General features: G+C 57.3%; 13 protein-coding genes and 1 pseudogene. 6 read left to right on the forward strand and 8 right to left on the reverse strand.

Annotated features, from left to right (window positions below; genetic code table 11):
* Positions 1 to 1,554: 1,554 nt before the first annotated feature.
* Positions 1,555 to 3,162 (reverse strand): annotated as a pseudogene (locus FRD01_RS25020) (serine/threonine-protein kinase); the annotation flags it as partial.
* A gap of 65 nt (positions 3,163 to 3,227) precedes the next feature.
* Between FRD01_RS25020 and FRD01_RS17320 the strand changes: the two are divergent.
* From FRD01_RS17320 to hutI, 3 genes are read left to right on the forward strand one after another with little or no spacing between them, the layout of a single operon-like run.
* Positions 3,228 to 4,115, forward strand: a complete 888-nt coding sequence (locus FRD01_RS17320; protein WP_249755704.1) for an alpha/beta hydrolase — start codon at positions 3,228 to 3,230, stop codon at positions 4,113 to 4,115.
* Positions 4,112 to 5,680: a HEAT repeat domain-containing protein gene (locus FRD01_RS17325; RefSeq protein ID WP_146961861.1), complete on the forward strand. Its 1,569-nt coding sequence runs from the start codon at positions 4,112 to 4,114 to the stop codon at positions 5,678 to 5,680. The genes FRD01_RS17320 and FRD01_RS17325 overlap by 4 nt, the downstream gene beginning before the upstream one ends.
* Positions 5,673 to 6,980, forward strand: coding sequence for an imidazolonepropionase (gene hutI, locus FRD01_RS17330; RefSeq protein WP_146961863.1), 1,308 nt, complete (start codon positions 5,673 to 5,675; stop codon positions 6,978 to 6,980). The genes FRD01_RS17325 and hutI overlap by 8 nt, the downstream gene beginning before the upstream one ends.
* Before the next feature lies 1 nt (position 6,981).
* Here the strand turns inward: hutI and FRD01_RS17335 are convergent, their stop codons facing one another.
* From FRD01_RS17335 to FRD01_RS17355, 5 genes are all read right to left on the reverse strand, one after another.
* Positions 6,982 to 7,296: a gamma-butyrobetaine hydroxylase-like domain-containing protein gene (locus FRD01_RS17335; protein ID WP_146961865.1), complete on the reverse strand. Its 315-nt coding sequence runs from the start codon at positions 7,294 to 7,296 to the stop codon at positions 6,982 to 6,984.
* Between the two features lie 30 nt (positions 7,297 to 7,326).
* Complete coding sequence (locus FRD01_RS17340) at positions 7,327 to 10,764, reverse strand: hypothetical protein (protein ID WP_249755705.1); 3,438 nt, start codon at positions 10,762 to 10,764, stop codon at positions 7,327 to 7,329.
* A gap of 89 nt (positions 10,765 to 10,853) precedes the next feature.
* Positions 10,854 to 12,050, reverse strand: coding sequence for a patatin-like phospholipase family protein (locus tag FRD01_RS17345; RefSeq protein ID WP_146961868.1), 1,197 nt, complete (start codon positions 12,048 to 12,050; stop codon positions 10,854 to 10,856).
* Positions 12,047 to 12,436 (reverse strand): hypothetical protein, encoded by a 390-nt coding sequence (locus FRD01_RS17350; protein WP_146961870.1) that lies wholly within the window; start codon positions 12,434 to 12,436, stop codon positions 12,047 to 12,049. Before FRD01_RS17350 ends, FRD01_RS17345 begins: the two co-directional genes overlap by 4 nt.
* A 4-nt stretch (positions 12,437 to 12,440) precedes the next feature.
* The gene (locus FRD01_RS17355; RefSeq protein ID WP_146961872.1) at positions 12,441 to 13,370 is read right to left on the reverse strand and encodes a hypothetical protein; all 930 of its coding nucleotides are present in this window, start codon (positions 13,368 to 13,370) and stop codon (positions 12,441 to 12,443) included.
* A gap of 38 nt (positions 13,371 to 13,408) precedes the next feature.
* On the opposite strand from FRD01_RS17355, the gene FRD01_RS17360 reads away from it, so the two are divergent.
* Complete coding sequence (locus FRD01_RS17360) at positions 13,409 to 14,407, forward strand: 3-oxoacyl-ACP synthase III family protein (protein ID WP_146961874.1); 999 nt, start codon at positions 13,409 to 13,411, stop codon at positions 14,405 to 14,407.
* Between the two features lie 5 nt (positions 14,408 to 14,412).
* Here the strand turns inward: FRD01_RS17360 and FRD01_RS17365 are convergent, their stop codons facing one another.
* Entirely contained in the window at positions 14,413 to 15,657 is a 1,245-nt protein-coding gene (locus tag FRD01_RS17365; RefSeq protein ID WP_146961876.1) for an SUMF1/EgtB/PvdO family nonheme iron enzyme, read from the reverse strand.
* 141 nt (positions 15,658 to 15,798) lie between these two features.
* On the opposite strand from FRD01_RS17365, the gene FRD01_RS17370 reads away from it, so the two are divergent.
* Entirely contained in the window at positions 15,799 to 16,398 is a 600-nt protein-coding gene (locus FRD01_RS17370; protein WP_146961878.1) for a hypothetical protein, read from the forward strand.
* The gene (locus FRD01_RS17375; RefSeq protein WP_146961880.1) at positions 16,399 to 17,013 is read left to right on the forward strand and encodes a hypothetical protein; all 615 of its coding nucleotides are present in this window, start codon (positions 16,399 to 16,401) and stop codon (positions 17,011 to 17,013) included.
* Between the two features lie 678 nt (positions 17,014 to 17,691).
* On the opposite strand, the gene FRD01_RS17380 is transcribed toward FRD01_RS17375, so the two are convergent.
* On the reverse strand, positions 17,692 to 20,187 hold the full coding sequence (locus FRD01_RS17380; RefSeq protein ID WP_146961882.1) for a DNA internalization-related competence protein ComEC/Rec2: 2,496 nt from the start codon (positions 20,185 to 20,187) through the stop codon (positions 17,692 to 17,694).
* Positions 20,188 to 20,212 lie beyond the last annotated feature (25 nt).

The raw sequence follows: 20,212 nt of genomic DNA on the forward strand, positions 1-20,212 counted from the left end.
CGGTAGTGAGAGAAGGCTTCCATAACGAGAGCGGCCTATCTCAGCCTGCTCAAGCGCCTCTGTTCTGCGCTCGGTCACAAAGTAGAGAACGCCAAGTCGGCCGCGCACCATCGACTCCACCACCGAGCCGGTTCGCTGCAACATCTCAATCGATCTCAAAAGGAGCTCTTCGGCCAGGTCTGGATTTCCGGTAAAACGCGCAAAATCGCCGAGGACTTGCAAGGCCATGGCCGCTCCGGTTCTAGATCCCGTCTCCTCGAACAAATCCAAAGCCCTCGAGGCCAATTCCTCTGTCTCGGGCTTTAGCGCCCGCAGTTCAATCTCTGCGAGTCCAACCAAGTTCCACGCCTCTTCGCGCTTTGAGTTGGCAGACTTGGCCGCCTCGATACCGAGTCTATAGGCTGCCCTAGCCTCGTCTGCATTCGGCCCGTTCGAATGGTACCAGCCGGCCCCATGATAGAGTTTTGCGGCCAGCGTTTTGTCATGGTGCCCAAGCTCTGCGGCGAGTCCGTAGTAGTGGAGAACGCCCTCGTGGTCACCGGTCACAAAGAGCGCCCCGGCCAGAGCGCGATACGCGTCCGCCCTCGCGATGGGGTCTGGGCAAGTCACGACGTGCCGCTCGAATGCCGCCTTTGCCGCCATGATGTCGCGAACGCGACCGGTAAATCTGAGCATCTCGAACCGGACGGTAACCAGCCGCACTCGCCGCGGATCATTCGGAGCCACTCCCAATCTAGCGAGGCGTCGCTCGAGCTCGTCTGCCAGTGTGCTCGCGCGCTGGTACACGTTGTGATGAAGGTATTCTTCTACGGCCAGCCGCAATTCCTCGGCGGCTTCGCCTTCCAAGCCGGCTTGGTCGAGAATTGTATGCCGTCTCTCGTGTACAGAGACTCCCGGAGCCGGCAGGGCCGCGCGGGCAAGGGCGCGGTGCATAGACTCCCAATGGGTCGATTCACGGCACGCCTCGAGCAACTCACTTCGGTGTGAGCGTTCTTTGATCCACCATGAGGCTCCGTCGGTGCCAGCGATGCCGGTGGCCACCGCCCGATAGACTACATCGTCGGGCGCAACTTCGATTCCCAGTTCCTTCAATAGGCGTCGCCACTCGACCATCGAAATCTCGCCCTCGAATAGTCCAGCAGCTTGCATCACGAGCTCGACTTCTTCACGCTTGTCAGATGGATATTGGGCCAAGAGACGAGCTTGGATCTTGGGCCAAAAGACTGAGAATTCGCGCGAAACGTTGGACTTCGCGGCCAGGGCATAGCCCTCACTCGAAGGTACGAGTTCATGCGCCCGAATCAGGTTTTCGATAAACTGAACGGCGCGCCCCGGATGCCCCTGAGACGCCTGTGCAACGCGCGCTGCAGCGCGCCGCTCAAGGGGTGCGACTGCTTTCACAAATGCTTCGTGCTCAGCATCACTCAAAGGGCCAAGCTCTAATTGAATAGCGTCTTGCTCAAAGGCCGCCAGCTGCTCGGCACTCTGCGGGCATATGACGTCCAATTCTCTCGCCGCAACCACCAAGAGGCCAAGCGTCTCGTCCTTTAAGAGAGCGTTCGCGATCGCCAGAGTGTCCCAGCCCCAATGCGCATCATCCACCGCCAGCACGATGGGGCCATCCAGACTCATAAGGCGTATTAGCCAGCTCAGGATTGCAAGTCTCTCGCCCGGTGTCTCGAACCTGATATGCGCGGATTCAGGCTCAAACAGCGCCGCTAACTCTTCGGCCCGTTGCTCCACCTGTTTGTCATCGATTAGCGAGTCGTTTCGTTTCAGGATTCCACGGATGGCCCCTTGCGCCTTATCTCTCAGTATATGGTCGCTGTAGCCCACGAGCCCAAGCTTGGACCGGAGAGCCTGCACAAGTCCTTCATTGAGGCCCCCTGTCTTCGAATGCCGGGTCCGGATGACTTGGCCAGAGCCAAGCTCAAGAACTCGAGTCAAAAACCAGTCGAGGAGTCGGCTCTTTCCACTTCCCGAGGCACCCAGAATCGAGATTTTTTGTGGCGAGTTCGTGGCCGTGCGCAGGAGTTCCCAGAGGAGTTCTCGCTCCCGATTGCGTCCCACAAAGGGCGTTTGTCGCAAGCCAAAGAGGTTGAGGCCAACCCCAAACAAGCGCTTGTCGTGCGTTTCGCTCGCCTCGACCACGTGAAAAGGTACCGGTGGGGCTTCCACTGCGAGCGCGTTGTTGTCGGTTGAGTCCTGAGTGAGAAGCTCTCCGAGTGAACTGAGGTCGCTCACGGCTGTGTGCATCGAATCGAGTGTCAAGGTTGCTACCGACGTACTTTGATGAATGGCGGCGCTAAGTCGCGACATCTTCATCCAGCGTGGATCCTGGCTCACCATGCGGTAAAGCGCCCACGAAGCCTGTGCGGCATTGCGATAGCGTTCTTCCGGGTTCTTATGCGTCAATCGACGAAGCCACGGTTCGAACTCGGCCGGAACGTCAAACCTCGGGGTGAGTTTCGGAAGCGGTTCCGTGAAGTGCTTCTGGGCGATTTCGATCATCGACTTGCCGTCGAAGGGAACGCGCCCCGTAGAGAGTTCCCAGATCATGCACCCGAGCGAATAGAGGTCAGTCCAAGGGCCATTCGACTGCCAGTCACCGTGGAATTGTTCGGGCGACATGTACGAGGGCGTGCCGGAGGTGGTGGAGGTCCGCTCCTCATTGATATCACTAGATGCGCGCGCAATTCCGAAATCGGTCAAAATCGGGCGCAGTCCGTGGTCGTCGTCTGATTTGAGAAGGATATTGGAGGGTTTGAGATCGCGGTGAATGATTCCGCGCGCATGAGCGTAGGCGAGCGCGTCGAAAACATCAAAGAGGACCCGCGCGAGCTCGGAAAATGACTTCAGCTGAAGGCCTTCTAGCGTGCCTCCTTCCGAAAGCTCCATCGCAAACCATGGTGCACCCAGCGGAAGTTTGCGGTCGTCATCTGCTTTGACCTCTCCAACATCCAGAATGTGCACGATGCCGCGGTGATTGAGCGCTGCCACGGACTGAATCTCGCGCGCGAAGGCGCGACGCCCGATCTCGGAGTGGACGTCGTGAACGACCTTTAGCGCGACATGATAGCCGCTAGGGTGGTGTTCGGCGCGCCAAACCGCGCCCATCCCGCCTTCTCCCAAAAGCTCAATAAGTCGAAAACTACCCGGCATTGAGACTTAACGCTCCGCTAGAATCGAGGTATCTTAGCGCGACCTTAATCAGGATGCATGGACCAATGACCCAAATCAACGTCGAAGACCTTTATCCGACCATGGAATGGCCCGAGGAAATGCCTCGAAAAGACGGTTTCTGGAAGGCGTCCGATGACACGGATATTTTCTGGCAGCATTTCAAAAATGACGAAGCAAAGGCGTCCATTGCCCTTATGCACGGGTACGGCGAACACTCTACGCGCTACAACCATGTTGCTGCAGCACTTGTGCGTGCCGGATTTGACGTCATGGCAATAGACGCGCGTGGACATGGCAAGAGCGCAGGCATTCGAGGACACGTCCTGGCCTACGATGACTACGTCCGAGACATGGATATGTTGGTCAACAAACTGGCCGAAGAGAGCGAGCGCCCAATCTTTTGTTTGGGTCACTCAAACGGTGGCCTCATCACCTTGAGGCACGCACTGCAAAACAAGAATCCCAGAATCAAGGGATATATGGTCACAAGCCCGTTCTGTGGATTTAAAGTACATGTGCCGCTCCCGAAGGCCGTGCTGGGCAGGGCGATGAGCCGTGTTTGGCCATCGCTCGCGATTCCCACGGGGTTGGATGCGGAGGTGCTCTCGCATCGGCAAGAGGTCGTGGATACGTATCGCAAAGACCCATTGGTCCTAAGCAAAGCCACCGCGCGTTGGTTCACGGAGACTAAAGCGGCTCAGGGAGACTTGAGAGCCCGGGCTCGGCAGATCGAGAAGCCTGTGATTTTCTTAGTCGCCGGGGCCGATGCGCTAGCCGACCCGCATGATGCCGAGGCGATCTATCACGAGTGCGGCACGCACGACCGGCATTTCGAGGCGTTCCCAGAGCTCTTCCATGAAATTCTGAACGAGGATTCGTGGCCCGAGCATGTCCAGACTCTGGTAGACTGGATGGAAGAGAGGTTGACATGAAGTTCTGGCACCTTGTTCTCGTTATCGGATTGATCGTTTCCATGGGCTGTGAGGAAGAAGGCCCTGCGCTCGATGACCAGGTTCGAAACGAGATTTTTAAGGTGCTGCAATCTGGAGCTGAACACCCCACCGATCCGTACGTTCGGGCAGAAACCATGCGGGTCTTGGAGCTCTTGAAGGATCCGGCTTTCAACAATTTTGCCGAAGGGCGGCTCAAAGATAGCTCCGCCATGGTGCGGGTAGCCGCACTCAGAGTTCTACTCGCCAATAATCACGCCGAGGCGAGGTCGTTGGCTCTTCAGATGTTCAACGAGACGAGCGGCCCTGAGAGGCTCGCCGTGCTCAGTGCGACTCTCGAGCATGCGCCTGAGCCGGTGCAGCGCGAGCTAATTGGCCGCGCTATCCGTTCTCCAGACGAGGAAGTCAGGCGGATCGCATTTGAACAAGGCTATATCAACCGCATAGACTCGGCGATCGCGGAGTCCAAGACCCAATACCTTGAGCGCTCGCTCTATCCCGAACTCGCTCGGTTCATGAATCTGGATGACCCAATTCTGGCCGCCCGTGCACTAGAGAAATTCTTGGAGGTAGGGCAGGCCGACCGAGCGGAGACCTTTGTGAAGATCTTTTCGCGAGGCGATGTCTCGTTGGAGGAGCGAACCCAGGCTTGTTACGTGCTTGTGGGCGCAGGAGCTCAGGCGGCAAAAGAGCATTTCACCTCATTGCTCGAGAGGAATTCTGAGATCCTAAACGACACCAGTTTAGGTGTGCCCGTCGAGCGCGTTGAGCCCGAGCTTGTTAAATGCGCGACTCTTGGACTGACGGCCCTTGGCGAAGAATCCACGATTGCCGATTCGCAAAAATATCTCAAAGGGGCAACCATTCAGGAGACCGTCCGAATCCTAAATGCGCTGGCGAAGAGCCCGTCCGAAGAAAGTGAGATTTCCCTTCGCGTTGCAATGCAAGATTCGCGAAATGACGTGCGAAATCGAGCGATTGAACTCTATGCACAGCGCGCAGACGCGTCGCCCGAGGCCTTGATTCGGGCTATGAGTGGCGCGCCGTTTGCCACCCAAAAGCGAATTTCCGAGCTCTTGAGAACCAAGTTCAAAGACGCATGGACCAAAGAACTCTCGTCGGCGCTTCAACGCACCTCCGAGGTCGACCGCACGCTCAAGATTCTTCGCGACGTGATCGTGACCCAACAAGAGGCCAACGACATCATCATCCCGATCAAGCCTGAGCTTCAGAAGATTGCCGACGAGGGTCACGAAGAGCGTGCCCCGCTCGCCGCATATCTGCTTGCACTTACCGTTGAGCCGCTCGACGACAAGGCGATTGCCGAGCTCGACCGAAAGTTCGACGACCCTACGCGCTACGCATTTATCGAGTTCCAGGTTCGTGAGAACCATATGGACTACCAACGCCTGTTTAGGGTGTATTTCAATGCCGATCTTTACGTGATTCGGCTTATGAGTGCGGCCGGCATGTGGCGTGCCGCACAATCGGGCGCCGCGCCAGTCGCGAGCCCCTCCAATTCCACGAATGGACCCGTAGATGAGTGATTTTGGCGTAGACCCTCAGACTTTTGTTGTTCATGCGGCACAGGCGCTCACCATGCCTGAGCACGCCGAGGCCCTGCATCACTGGGATCCCACGCGTATTGTGGACCGCGATCACGAGATCCTCGGGCTCATTGAAGACGCCTGTATCCTCGTGGAAAATGGTGTGATGACCTTTGTCGGTCCCTGGTCCGAGCGGCCAGCCGGCGCAAAACGCGATATTCCGGTCATGGAGTCCCTGGTGGTCACGCCCGGGTGGGTGGAATGCCACACGCATAGCGTATTTTCCGGGCATCGGGCTGCCGAGTTTGCGCTAAGAAATGCGGGCCGGCCTTATGTGGAAATCCTTGAGGCAGGCGGCGGAATTCTCGAGACTGCCGCGCGGCTTGGGCGCACGTCTCAACGTGAGCTCGAAGACCTTCTGGTTCCGCGAGTTTTGGACTTCTTGCGGCGCGGTGTGACCTGTTTGGAGATCAAGAGTGGATACGGGCTTTCCACTCAGGACGAGCTCAAAATGCTTCGAGCAGTCAAGAATGTTCAGCCTCATGTCCCGACCGAGCTCGTGGGTACGTTCCTCGGTGCACACGCGATTCCCAAGAAATACCAGTCGGATAGGCGGGCGTATATCGACCTCGTGATCAACGAGATGATTCCGAAAGTGGCCGAAGAGGAGCTCGCGCGCTACTGCGATGTCTTCTGCGATCGGGGAGCATTTGACGCCGCAGAATCACGCGAGATTTTGCTCGCGGGTCGCGAACATGGCCTCATCCCTCGAATCCACGCCGACGAATTGACTGATGCGAACGCCGCGCGTTTGGCCGCTGAAATCGGTTGCGCGAGTGCAGACCACTTGGAATTTACGCCTTCTGAGGTCTTCGAGCAGATGGCCAAAGCCGATGTTGTGGCTGTGTTGATGCCGGCCGTGAACCTCTTCCTCGGGACCACCGGACATATGGCCAAAGCGCGTGAGATCCTCGAGGCAGGGTGCGAAGTTGCGCTTTCAACGGATTTTAATCCGGGGAGCGCCATGACCCAAGATATCGCGCTCATGACCACGCTGGCCTGTACCCTCTACAAGATGTCTCCAGGTGAAGCCCTGAGAGCCGTCACCATAGGTGCTGCCAAGGCGCTTCGCCGTGAGGATATCGGTCGTCTACGGCCGGGTTTGCGAGCAAACCTCGCCATGTTCAACGTCCCAGACTTCTCCGTAATCCCCTACCACTTCGGCACGAATCATACCGAAGCCGTCGTGGCTAACGGAGAGTTTGTGTATTGGACTGACGATCAGGATATCGAAGAGTAGGTTAGCCGGCGTAAACCGATTTCTCGTCTCGAAGCACATCAAATGCGTAAATTCCGGTGTCGTGCCCGTCTTCAAAGGCGATGCACATGCCGTAGTTACCTACAGCGCTCACATCGCGGATCTGGGCCGCCAGCGGTGTCCGGATTGGGTTCCACTTCAGAGGACCGCCACTATGCCCCTGACAATGCGCACAAGGGCAGTAACCACGAAGCTTTTCCGAGGAAAACTTCACTTCATAGCCATCGCTAAAAAGCACGCGCAGCTCGCCAGATGCACTTAGATATTCGACTTCGGTTGGATGAGGTGTAGAGCCCATTGGGGCCTCCTGAATTAAGACTCGAGACGACTAGGTATCTACGCCATATACGTGGATCGCGCCATCATCAGCACCCACCAAGAGGTACGACTTATGAGCTGTGATCGACCAAATCGCGGTGTTTAGTCGGAAAGACTGATGCGGCTCCGAGGCCCCTTTATCGTAGACCATCACGAACCCATCCTCGCCAGCACTCAAGAGGGTTCCATCTTCCCTGAGGCACATGGCACGCGCCTGACCACGATGTCTTAAGAGTGGGCGCGCCTGACCGTCGGTCGCGATATACGTTTCTCCGTTCGCCACACTCCAGGCCATCGTGGTGGGACTCATCGCGCAATCGAGAACCATATCGAACCCATCAAAGATATCGATCTGAAGGCCCTGTTCGTTCCAAACGCGCACGGTGCCGTCATGCCCCGCGGTCAGTGTTTTCCCGGCAAAGTGGGCAAGCCCTGCGACCGGGCCTTGATGGCCCTGATAGATGTTGAGCGTGGTCCCGGACTCGAGGTTCCACACGCGAACAACGCCGTCATACGAGCTTGAAAGCAAGATGCGCGAATCGGCACTAAACACGAGGTCCGTGACCCACGAAGTGTGCCCTTCAAGCTTTGCGTGCCGGACGCCGCCATTGGCCTGAGAGAGCAACCAAAGGTGCACTACGCCTTCGTCCCCGGCCGCGGCGAGCATAGTTCCGTCGGGGCTAAAACCAAGGGCATTGAGGCCGGTGGAGTCAACGCGGAGCTTCTGTTTTAGCGCGCCGGTCGAGCTCCAAATACACACGCTATTGTCTCCGCCACAGCTCGCAAAACTATCTCCATCGGGATGGATAGCCACTGCGTAGACCCACTCGTGAGGTGTGCGAATCTTGAACTTCTCCACAAAACTCAAGGTCTCGTGGCGCTTTCGGCGCCGTATAATTCCCGATGCCTGGGCACTCGGTTTCGACGGGCGTTTTGAAAAAAGCTCGGCGGCCTGAACGTCAAAGACCTTCGGCGGCTCTCGAAGTTCTTCAGCCATCTCCTCCATCGCATCTAACATGGATGTAGAGGCACCGAGCTCTTCTGGTTCATCAACTTTGGTGCGTGATGTCTCGGTGCGGACGCGCTCAAAAAGTGCACTGACGTTGGCCACCATCTCGTCGGGCGGCTCAAACTCGCCACGCTCCATAGGGACGAAGCCGTCGTCAGGCACAGGATTGGTGTGCAGAAACGCGATCGGTGTGCGGTCATTTTGATTTACTGACGCATCCTTGCCCGCGTCTAGAATCGCTCGGTCGGCCGCACTCAACGAGACATCTTCAATCGGGCCTGACTCAATATCGAGATCGAAATCCGGTGGAGGTTCGACTTCCAGCTGATCCAAATCAACAACTGGGTCGGACTCTTCATGACTTAGCGCCCCCGCTTCGCTCGGTTCTGCAGGCGTCGTTGGCTCTTGAAAGCCTTTGAGCATGGGTCCAAAACCGAATGCGGTAACCCGTGGGTTCGACTCTTCCTGTTCCACGGGTCGGCCAGGCATCGGGAACGCAATCGACTCCCCGTCTCCGATTCCCGGTGAAGGCAGCTGAGAGCTCGGCTCCTCGTGCTCTGCTGCGGGCTCCACTTTGGGCTCTGCCTTCTTAACGAACGATGCCCCGATGAACATGGTGCTCTTTGGGTCCACGGGCACACCACCAAAAGACACCTCATCTCCAACTTCTTCGGGCTCTGCCATAGGTTTAGATGAGGGCGTGTCCACCACAATTCGGCCGGGAGGCGAGCTCGGGGTGGACTCGTCTTGGTCGGCCCGTTTGGGTTTTGGGATGGCCCCAATCTTAGGCAATGTCGGGAGCCTTGGTTTAGGGGCTTCTGCAACTGCCGCTGCGGGAATCGCCTCCTCTTGAACGGGTGTGTCCTCATGAAGATCGGTTGGTGGTTCCGGCAGAGGCTCGGGCTCCGGCGCAGGTGGTTCCGGCAGAGGCTCGGGCTCAGGTGCAGAATTCTCCGGTCCCAACGCCTTGAAGGTGGTTTGAGTACCGCTGGATGGTTGGTCAAATCCGTGGCCAGCTTCGGCCTCCTCAATCGGCGGCAACTCTTCAATCGGATCAGGTGCGCTGCCCACAGCCGACTCGAGCATAGAAAGCGCTGTTCCCGAGCGGGTCTGAGAAAACCCACTCGTCCTCAAGTCTCGGTAGCTCACACTTGGTTTGGCCGCTTCGGCGCTCGCCCATTCACGTTTCGGCGCGTCTACGTATTCGTCAAACGTCACCGCGTCCCCAAGCTCGATGCCCGCGGAAGTGTCGGTCCCAAAGTGTTTGATCGGTTCTGCAGATAGCGACCACGTACGCATCGTGCCGTCGCTCGACACACTTAGTACGCCTTGACCAAAAGGCGCGAGCGCTTCGATCCAATCCGCGTGCGCGATCAAGCCCTTTTCAAGCTCAGGTACTCGCCAATTCCAAAATCCTAGTTGGCGGTCGTACCCTGCGGAAACCAGAGTTTCCGACCCGATGAACTGCAGGTCCGAAACGTAGTCCTTATGGAACTCAAGACAGACCCGAGCCTCAAGCGTGTGGCCGTCAAACATGCCGATGGTATTGTCCCACGACGCACTGACGATCAGCGAGTCATCGGGACTAAACTCCACGTCAACAACCCAACCAAAATGCGCGAACTGCGCGCTGATCAAGGTCCTTGTGCTCAGATCCCAGAGATAAACGCCGTTATCCATGCCGCCGGTCACAAGGCGGTTTCCATCGCTCGAAAAACGGGCTGCGAGGGCCCAACCTTCAAGGCCTTCGAGGGTGATCTCGGGCTTGAGGAGCGGCGGAGCCGAAGGTTTTGCAGGCGCTTCCGCCTCTTTATGGTCGGAAATTGCCATTGAGAAAAATTCCAGAACGTCATCACTCGTGACTTCGCTCTTCTCGCCGTCAGGTCCCTCCGGAACATCGAAGAAACCGAGTACGTCCTGCGGGCTAATCTCGCCGGTTTCCGCGTTTTCCAGTGTTTGGGAACTCGTCGTCCAAATCTGGATCAGGCGGTCTCGACCGGTCGAAACAAAGCGGTTTCGGTGATGGTCAAAATACACTGAAACAATGGCGTCGCGATGTGCGTGTCCGAGTGCCCAAACCGGCTCGTTCTCAATGTCCACCAAAAACACGAAGCCACGTTGGTCCCCGCATAGAATCTCGGTATGGGCACCGGCGTTGCGTGTGTCGGCGCAGGTGATCTCGGCTTTGAACTCATGCGTCCAGAGCTCTTCAAGGCTCGCCTCAGATTCCTCAGAAATCACAAGCTTCATAGCGACGAGCCGGCCGTCTTTTGTCAGCAAGACCAGTTCGTCTTCGGCCCTGAACATAAGGGCCATCAGCGATAGGCCTGGGACTTCAGTTCGCACCAGCTCTTCTGCTACTTCTCCGTCACCCAAACGGTAGATCACCAACTCACGATGGCCTTGTTCGCGCGCCACCAACGTGAAATTTTCGTTCACTGCGAATTTCGGTCGATTCAACATAGAATCCCGAGCTCTATAGGAGACAACGACCTTACTCGATCTTTGGCAGGTTCAAAAGTCCGCACCTATTTGTCCTGAAAGAATTCGACAAGTGCGTCGTGCTTGCATTGCGCGTCCGACCAGCCAAGCTCAAGGAGGGCTCCCGTATACTCACTTTCAAAGAGCAGATAACTCATGAAGTCGCTCTCGCGATATTCAAGGTCTATGGCGCGCTCGCCCATCATTCGAAGGATCCTTGAGCCCCACGTGTCGTCGCTGAGGCGACCGGCAATATCCGCGGCGAGTCGTCCGAGGTCCATGCTCGGCTTCAAGAGAAGGGGCTCGATCGGACGGTAGGGTTGGCCGCGGTGCGCCTCGATCACCTGATTCAGTGTGTCTTGAAAGGAGTCGCCAAACGCCTCGGTGCCACGCTCAAGCAGGTTGTTGATACGCTCCAAATACGCCAAATCGTAGTCGAGCGGGTCTAGCAATAGGGCGTTCATCATTTTGCCGAGCAACATGCTCACCGATGGTGCCTGTGCCTGGTCGATCTCGGACTCGAGTCGCTCGGCATCGGTCTTCAGGCTAATCACCAGGACTTTTTCCGCCCCCATGCGGATGGCCGGGGCGATTGGCGTGTTCTGCCTCAGTCCCCCGTCAAAGTACCAACGTTTGCCGATCTTCACCGATGGGAAAAGCACCGGGATAGCTGCGCTCGCGAGCACAATATCACTGGTGATCTCCCGCGCAATCGCACGCCGGCGCGGGTCGCGCGTCCAGGCAGGAAGCCGGTCCTGATGGGTTTGCACGAAGGTCGTCGCGCGCCCAGAATGTACCTCGGTGGCTGTGACCGTCAGGGTGTCCAAAAGCCCCGCCGAGATATTCTTCTCGATGGCTCCAAGTGGAAGTTCATTTCGAATCAGGTCCACAAAGAATTTGGTGTTTAAAAGCGAAAGGGTTTGGCCCGCGGGAAGCTCGACGGGGGTATCGCGCAAGAGCTGACTCAGCATCGTGACGATATTCGCGCCGGAGACCACGATGGCTTCCTCGATACGCATTCGGTGCCAGAGACTCCAGAGGCGAGTCCCGGAGTACTCGGGTTGGTCGATGGTGGAGGCGACCCAAGCGGCGTTAATGGCACCAACACTCGACCCGCAAAGGATGTCCATGCGTGGCACGTGTCCGAGGTCGGCCTCTAGTTTCTCGATGATATAGCGCAGAACCCCCGCTGCGTAGGCACCACGAGCACCACCTCCCGATAGCACTACCGCACGTTCACTCACATGGCCTCCTCTCGTATCTGTACATCACGCACGCCAAAAACACCTTTGAGCTCGTTCACCAAGAGTAAGGATTCGGCCTCATTGAGGTCGCCACTGATTTCCACGATCTGGTCTTCAACCCGCACCTGAATATTCGAGTGTCCCAACTCTTGAATCAGCGCCTGAACGTCATAAAGAATCTTGCTCTGTGGGACGAGGTTTGTGCGTCCTTTGTTCGTCGTCAAGGGCTGCGTATTGGTGTCGGCGAACCAGAGGATTTGCAGGTCACCTATCGGCCCAAACGCCCGCCCACCCTCGGTGTGCGGTAAAGATTCGGTTGCCGTACATGCTAAACACAAAAGGAAGATTCCCGAGATCTTAAAGTTCCTTAGACTGACGACGTTCATACAATCAAATCCCGAGAGAGCCCTCGTTGACGAGTAGCGTTTGTGTGCGGCCCGCAGGGTCAACTTCCTCTGGTAGTCTCCAAAACCCAGGTCCAGATGCTGGCGAAATCTGTTCTAGGCTCTCAAATACGATGCTCTCCTGACGAATCCGGCTCGCGGAAGGATGCCACCAGATCACATTGCCAGTTGGAACCCAACGCTTGAGCTCCACGGCAAGCCTCCCAAATGTAACACGGGCGTTGATTTCAGAGAGAGGTCTGAAGACCGAAGTTTGCCCGATTTTTCCGTGAAAACCGTCCACGCTGACCGGACCCTTCCATCCTACCTCTTTCAACTCTTCGGCGACTTTCAACGAAAGCTCAACGGCGGCTTTCGGCGCCTCAATATCAAGCCGATGCCCACGATGTTGACCATGAGAATCGGTCAAAAGTCCCACACTTCCCAAGTACTCAACGTCCGAACCAATCGCAAAATGGACCGACCATTCCTCTTCAATCTCGACCTTTGGCTCGGCCACCAACGGCCCTTCTCTGAGCGCATCCTCAAGCCACTTCCATTGCGCCGCCTGGGCAGGCTCACCGCCGATCATCGAAACCCTCTCTCGGCCACTCACGCCCAGTGGATGCTTGATAAGCCACGCGTGGTTGTGATCGAGCTCCCGGATTTCGTCCAGAGAATGCACCAGGCAAGACCCGTTGAGCCCCACCCCGAGTCGTTCAGCCAGCTCCCATGAAAAGACCTTCGAGTTCACCTTCCGCGCCAACTCCACGTCATCCCCGAGCCGCGGATCTAGCCCCCACGACGCCGGGCGTCTCTCCGCGGGAATCAGGCCGCCAATATGAGTCCAACGCTCCATAAATGCCTGCATTCTGGCGTCGGCCGTCCACGCATTCCCAAAGCGCCAGGCGTATTCAACGTCCAAATTGATTTTCATAGTCGACGCCTCAACTTGCGAATGCGAAACTCTTTGACATGGAAGTCTTTATCAACGGTCTTGGCTCGTGCGTCCCTGCTCGCGTGGTTTCGAACCACGATATTGAGCAGATTGTAGGCCTAGACGCTACCGAGATCGAAAATAAAACCGGGATTTCCGAGCGGCGTTGGGTGGAGCCCGGCACCAACAACTCGGATTTGGCCTACGAAGCTACGCTGCGCGCCTTGGCCGGTGCGGGTCTTCAGGCGAATGCGCTCGACGCGCTGATTGTCGCTACGCTTTCGCCAGACGCTGGATTCCCGGGAACCGGCGTCTTTCTACAGAGACTATTGGGCTTGCAACATGTGCCCGCCTTGGACGTCAGAAACCAATGCTCTGGCTTTCTCTATGGCCTCTCGATTGCCAGAGCCTGGCTTCAGACGGGCGCATATAAGGCAATCGGATTGGTCGGCTCCGAGATTCACTCCACAGGCTTGGATATGTCGCCAAGAGGAGGCATGACGACCGCGCTCTTTGGTGACGGCGCGGGAGCCGCCATTCTCTCAACTGAGCCGTCTCCGCTCCGGGTGGAAGATATCCGACTTGGCGCCGATGGCTCAGGCGTTGAGGCGCTCTGGTGCGAGTTGCCGGCCTCCGGCCTGCATCCGAATATCAGCGCCGAATATTTGGAAGAGGGCCGGCAGTTTCCCCAGATGAAAGGCCGAGTCGTGCTTCGCAAAGCCGTCGAAACGCTGCAAATGGAGATCACGCGTCTTCTCCAAGACCATCAAATCGATCCGTCAGACGTGCTCTTCGTCCCGCACCAGGCCAGCGAGCTTTTGAACCGCATGATCGTCATGAACATGAAAATGGACGCCAAAAAGATGGTCTCGACCATTGAAGAGTTCGGCAATATGACGGCGGCGAGCCTGCCTGTGACGCTAGAAAGAGCTATGCAACATGAGCACTTTCAGCCCGGAACCCCTATCGTGATGGCAGCATTTGGTAGTGGCTTTACGTGGGGCGTATCTCTACTCAGAGTCACCGACCACCCTTAGCGGGCTCAGTCGTAGGCACATCGAAAGCCAACGTCGGCACGTAGCGTGCCGGCATCCATTTCGGTCTTTGCGGTCGTCCTTAGGTCAAACGGGGAAGATGCCCATGAGCCACCGCGCACATGACCCTTTATCGGGTCATCTCCCTGAACCCACTCAAAGACATTCCCAGCCAGGTCAAAATGTCCGAAGGGCCCCTTGCCGTCTTCGATCGCTGCGGGTGGTGCCGACCATTCAAACCCATCGATCTTGCCAGGAATCGGGGTCTGGACCACGTCGGTCTCACCCCAATTTGCCGCGTCGGGCACCCACGAGTCTCCCCAGGGAAAGAGTCGGCTCGTATCGGATCGCGCGGCCTTCTCCCACTCTTCGTGGGTGGGGAGGCGCCCATCTGCAAACTTACAGTAGGCCTCGGCATCCTCGCGTTTCAAACACACCGCGGGCATCTGGGGTTCTTGCAAGGACTTCGGCACGCGAATGCCCACCTGCAGTCCCTGGCTCGTGTAGACCTTGCAATCCTTGAAGTTGACAGCGCTGCACTTTCCAGCGCTTACGCAGGCGTCGTAACGCTTGAACGTGACTTCGTGCGTATCGAGCTTGAAGGCCTTCAGCTCCACCGTCTCTTCTGGGAATTCACCCTTGAGCAGCTTTGACTCTTCGCACGCGTCTTCGTCTTCCTGGACCCGAAAACAGCTCATCAAGATAAAGGCGCGGACTTGCTCGCCGAGACCTTTGACGAATGGACCCGCAGAAACCGCGACGACTGTGTTATCCGCGCGCAGTTGAACGCTTTCCTCGTCCTTGGATGCCACGTAATAGGTGAGGAGGCCCACTGCTGTGAGGCTGATAATCCAAAGGGCACCCAACAACCATTTGTTGGTCTCTTTTTCTTCTTCGGGGATCGCGTAAAGTCCGCTCGCGTAAGAGGGCGAGGGGTCGGCCGCATAGGCTTCGTGAGCGCGCACCGTGGGGGCTTCTTCGCCCTCGGTATTTTCTACGGCCGAGAGCCCTTCGAGCACGGTTGGGCTGTCTTCAAACCCGTTTGCTGCATTGACCGCAATGCGCTCCGGCTCAGTGTCTACACCGCGTTCCACGCGTTTAGACCTGCGCACTTGCTCCCGCGATATCAAAGGAAATCCTTCCCTCGATGTGCCGGGCCGATTGAGTCGATAGCCACAATTCTCACAGAAGGGCGCGCCTTCTTCGTTGGGCGTATTGCACTCCGGGCATGTGTTTTTCTTGAGGCCTTCCACGGGTGTTGCGTATCCGAAATGGGTGCACTAACATGCCCGACCACTCGATGGTCAAGGCTTCGCGCCTTTTTGGGGCGCTGCCCATTTCAATCACGAAAATGGTGTGTATACAAGGCTCAACACACCGACACGGAAGGTCTTATGAAATTGAAATACTGGTTACTACTCTCTATTGGCCTCTTGATGGCGCCAGCTTGTGAAAAGAAGGAAGCCCCTGCGCCTGAAGCTGCCGAAGAAAAGGCTGAAGAACCAGCCGAGGCAAAAGCCGAAGAAAAAGCGCCAGAGGCTGAAGAGGCTAACGAAGATGACGGCGGAAACTGGGTTGAAGCCTCAAAGTACGGCGTGAAATTCCGCGTCCCAGCCGAGTGGAAAGTGACCGAGACCGATGAAGCCGTGTCGGCTACCGCCGAAGACGGAAGCATCACGATTATCCTCGTGGGCACAGGCAGCGAAGCTGTTTTCGAGACCGCCATGGCGAGCATTAGCCAGGAAGTGAAGTTCACTGAAATGAAGACCGAAAAGTCTTCGATGGCAGTCATCAATGGCCTCGCAGGTTTCCAAGGTGCGGGCTCGGCGGTGCTTGAGCTCGAGAGCGGCCCTCAAGAGTTCCAATTCCTCGGCTACGCGCTTCGCGTCAACCAAGAGAATGCCATCGCCGTCATGGTCTTCGCTGAAGCCGAGATGTACGAGGCGCGCAAAGAAGAGCTCGAAGGCATCATCAAGACTGTGCAGAAGTCCTGAGTGCAAGAACCCGTCTTTATCTCCTACCGCACTGAAACCACCGAACCGAGGCGAGGTTGGCTTGGTGACGGGCTTCGGTTTGTTTCGCGAAAACCTCTCTTGAGCGGGCTCGTCATCGGTATCAGTGCCAATGTTTTGGCCTTGATCCGAGCACCTGGGGTGGTCGAAAGCGCCCCTGTCGAAGCCGCGGTTCTAGGCCTCGGCGTCTTGCTCGTCATCACTGGTCTGTTTTCCAGAATGGGGCCCTTTTTCGCTCTGCTCGCCGTGGTTCGTTTCGATGTGGTGCGTGCGCTGACCTATGACGGGCACCTGCTTCAATGGATGGAAGGCGAGACGGTGCGTGTAGCGATTCAGAACCCCAAATTTGGCCTCTTTGCGACCCCGCCTCCGCCTGAGGTTCTCGAAGACGCCCGCGCGCGCTCTCAGCCTTGGGATGTGAATTTTGTGGCGTGGGACGAGGACCGCGAGGCTCTGCTCACCATCGAGACGAAGCTGAGCGCCGAAGAGGCCGCAGGTCTTCGCCCCGCAGACCCAGAATTCACCGAGTCACCCGACGAAACTCTCCCTCCTCATGTGCTCGCTCCCTTCTTGTTGATCGCCAGAAACAAGGCCTGATCGGATCCGATCGCACCCCCGCCAGATCGGGATCTGACGCATTTTCAGGGTCTTCGAGCGATCCGACCTTCCGGACCCCCGCCAAAACCACTCTTTATTCACAATTTCTTGATCGAGACTTAGCCCGATCTAAGGTCAGGAGAGTTGACCCTCGTTGGAATGTTTATGTCACAGTGGTTCCTTATCGACCAAAATGGTCGCCGTCCTATCCAGAAATCTCCGGATTTTTGGTCCGAGTTTGAATATCAGCAAGACGAGATCTGGCCTGATTTTGCCGAGCTTGTGCTCATGGCTAAGCTCGAGCATATCCACATGGCCCTTCAGACCTGGGCCACCACGGTTGGGATGAAGGTCCAAGATGTGACCGAGGCCCCAGACGCCTGGGATTCGGCGGTCTTGATCGCCCGGAACGGCTCGTCCTACTGCCTCTTTGAGTTCCCCTCGGACGATGATTTTGCGCTGATTCACGCGGAGTCTGCCGAGCTCATCGCGGGTCTATTGTCCTGCCATGCAGCGTTCTTCGGAGCCGAAGAGAGCACCGGGTTGGTCTTCGTAAATACCTACGATTTAGGCCAGATCGACGTCTCTTGGTACGACTCGGTAGAACCAGGCCCGAGTTTCGCGCGCGTTTTCCACAAGAACGGTTCGTGTACCGAAGAAGACCCCAGAGCCTACGCCCTAGAACGCATGGACATGCCCGCCACCAGCCCCTTGCTCGACCGCTACGCCTTCGTGGAGACCATGCTCAGTGGACTCGGCCTTGAGGAAGTCCGTCCAGGTATCGATCTTTCCAAGGTGGTCAGTGCTTTGCGTTTCACCCCCGTGGAGGACTGAGAGCCGTTGCGGCTCCATCACCAACCTGAGCGTGCCAGATTGATGCGTATGAAAGTCCTGAACGCCGCGTAGCCAGTAGCGCAAAAGGACCTGTGGTCGTGGGTGCGAGAAGGCATTGTTCACGCCTGCCGAACTCATCGCTGCGCGCGGAAAAACGGCGTCCAAGAGAGCGTTCGAACTCGATGTGTGCGAGCCGTGATGGGGCATCTTTAGGAAGTCGAACCTCGACGCGTGTTCGAGCACCCACCACGATTCCCCAGCGAACTCCAAATCCCCGGTGAGTAGCACCCTGAAATCGTAGGCTTGAGCCTCGATCACGATGCTCCGGTCATTCTTGTGCTCCAGGTCAGCCGGTGGCGCTCGCGCGACCAGCTTTAGCGCGCCCGCCCTGTGCTCCCAAGTGTCGGCTAAGCGCAGGATCTCTCCGCCGTACCTTCGCGTCAGCTCGACCAAGTCTTGCGTAAACGCGTCTTGCTCAGCCTCGTGAATCATCAAGGCCTTGACCTCCATGAGCTCAATCACGGCTGGGGCGCCTCCTCGGTGGTCTAGGTCAGCATGAGTAATCATAAAGACATCGAGGTGTTCCACACCGATTTGTCTCAGATAGGGCACGACCTGCGCGCGCCCAGGATCGCGCCCGTAGAGCTTGCCTCCGGCGTCGATGAGCATCGTAAACTCCGGCGTACGGATTAACGCGGAGTCACCCTGACCAACGTCTAGAAAGTCGATGTTCACATGCTCCACGCGGTGTACCTGGTTTGAAACCCACGCCCCGATAGAGAAGGTGAAAGCCGCCAAGAGAAGCGCCGGCCACCTGCATCTCGAGACCAAGAGAATCGCTGCGCCTGCCGTCAGCAGGAGGGTAGGGCCGAGCGGGAGCGCCCCGGGAACCCAATTCCACGAGCTCATCCTCGCCGCGGCCAAGAGCGGCTCCACACCCAAGACCAGGGGGTGGACGGAGAACCCCATCAACCAAGCGCCTCCCAACGGCCAAATGGATGAGAGCGCTTGGCCCACCAGCATCAGCGGGAAGACAAGCGATCCAACGAGCGGCACCACGACCAGGTTCAACGGGATCGACCACCACGAGAAGAACCCAAAATGCGCGACGAGCGGCGCAAGAGTGGCCACCGACGCGGCCAGAGAGATGCCTACAAAGAGCCCAAATGCCTTGAGCCGTTTCGTGGGCTTTGTGTCCAGGCGTCTCGATTCTAAGAATGAGGGCCGATAGTGGTTGAAGAGGAGGATTCCAAACGTTGCGCAAAAGCTCAGTTGGAAGCCGATGTCCATGGATGCGGTGGGTTCGAGCACCAAGACGAGCAAGGCTGCTGACCCAATCAAATGAAATGGGCAAATCTTTCGAATCCGCAATGATGCTGCGCCGAGCATAAACACCCCGACGCTCGCTCTCTGAGCGGAGACGGGCGCCCCTACGAAGACTACGTACGAAAGGCATGCAAGGCACACAAACGCAGCTGCGAGAGGTTTTGCGCCCACACGCCTTGAAAGAATCGTAGAGCGACGGATGAGGCCCACGAAGACGAACCAAGCGAGCCCGGCTACTACGCCAAAATGAAGGCCTGAGATCGCAAGGATATGAGAGGTTCCGGTATCCGCATAAGCCTGCATGACGCGGTCATCCATCCATGCCTTGTTGCCTGTGGTGAGAGCCACCACAAGTCCTGCCCACGGCGACTCGAGTGAGTTCACAATGCGCCGCTCCGTGTCGAATCGACGCGCCGAAATGACACGCGCAAAGAGGTCAAGTGGGCCAGGTTGATCACTTAAGGCCACCCACTCCTTGATCACTCCTCTGCCAACCACACCTCGTCTGTGCATGAGCGCGCGATAGTCAGTAGCCCACGGCGTGGAAGGTCTGAGGAAATCTTGCATGACCCCACAAGCTCGAACTCTCATGCCGGGTTCCGGCCCTTCATGTGTGTGGATTTCCCCCGTTTCATCGGATCTAAAAACGAGGCGCCATTCACCATGCTGATCCCGCAAATTCGCCACGTATCCATAGGCTGTTTGACGCACCTGTCCGTTTATCTCGCCTTCCAAGCAGGTCTCCCATTTTTGGTGCAGCATCGAACGTACCGGGGCGGCGCCAACGTCCCGCTGGTCCGCGAGATTTAAGCTAATCATTGCCCCCAAAATCCCCACGAAAGCCGGTGCGAGTTGCCGGACTTTTTCGACCCTACACGCCGCGCCAAGTGCAGTGATTGCGAGGGCTGACGCTACCCAGGCATAGTCCGGCCCGGGCGGCATTCGAACGAACACCACAGACGAGAACACCCAGGCGGCACAGAATTGTACCCATGGCATGGAGTACCAACGCAAACAGACCTCCTCCTCCTTATTTTCG

This window comes from Microvenator marinus (assembly GCF_007993755.1).
Classification (GTDB): Bacteria; Myxococcota_A; Bradymonadia; order Bradymonadales; family Bradymonadaceae; genus Allomicrovenator; species Allomicrovenator marinus.

What these genes read in the sequence shown, in the direction of transcription:
- FRD01_RS17355 (WP_146961872.1), bottom strand. Translation starts at nt 13,370, where the DNA reads ATGAAAATCAATTTGGACGTTGAATACGCCTGGCGCTTTGGGAATGCG.
- FRD01_RS17350 (WP_146961870.1), bottom strand. Translation starts at nt 12,436, where the DNA reads ATGAACGTCGTCAGTCTAAGGAACTTTAAGATCTCGGGAATCTTCCTT.
- FRD01_RS17325 (WP_146961861.1), top strand. Translation starts at nt 4,112, where the DNA reads ATGAAGTTCTGGCACCTTGTTCTCGTTATCGGATTGATCGTTTCCATG.
- FRD01_RS17320 (WP_249755704.1), top strand. Translation starts at nt 3,228, where the DNA reads ATGACCCAAATCAACGTCGAAGACCTTTATCCGACCATGGAATGGCCC.
- FRD01_RS17335 (WP_146961865.1), bottom strand. Translation starts at nt 7,296, where the DNA reads ATGGGCTCTACACCTCATCCAACCGAAGTCGAATATCTAAGTGCATCT.
- FRD01_RS17360 (WP_146961874.1), top strand. Translation starts at nt 13,409, where the DNA reads ATGGAAGTCTTTATCAACGGTCTTGGCTCGTGCGTCCCTGCTCGCGTG.
- hutI (WP_146961863.1), top strand. Translation starts at nt 5,673, where the DNA reads ATGAGTGATTTTGGCGTAGACCCTCAGACTTTTGTTGTTCATGCGGCA.
- FRD01_RS17370 (WP_146961878.1), top strand. Translation starts at nt 15,799, where the DNA reads ATGAAATTGAAATACTGGTTACTACTCTCTATTGGCCTCTTGATGGCG.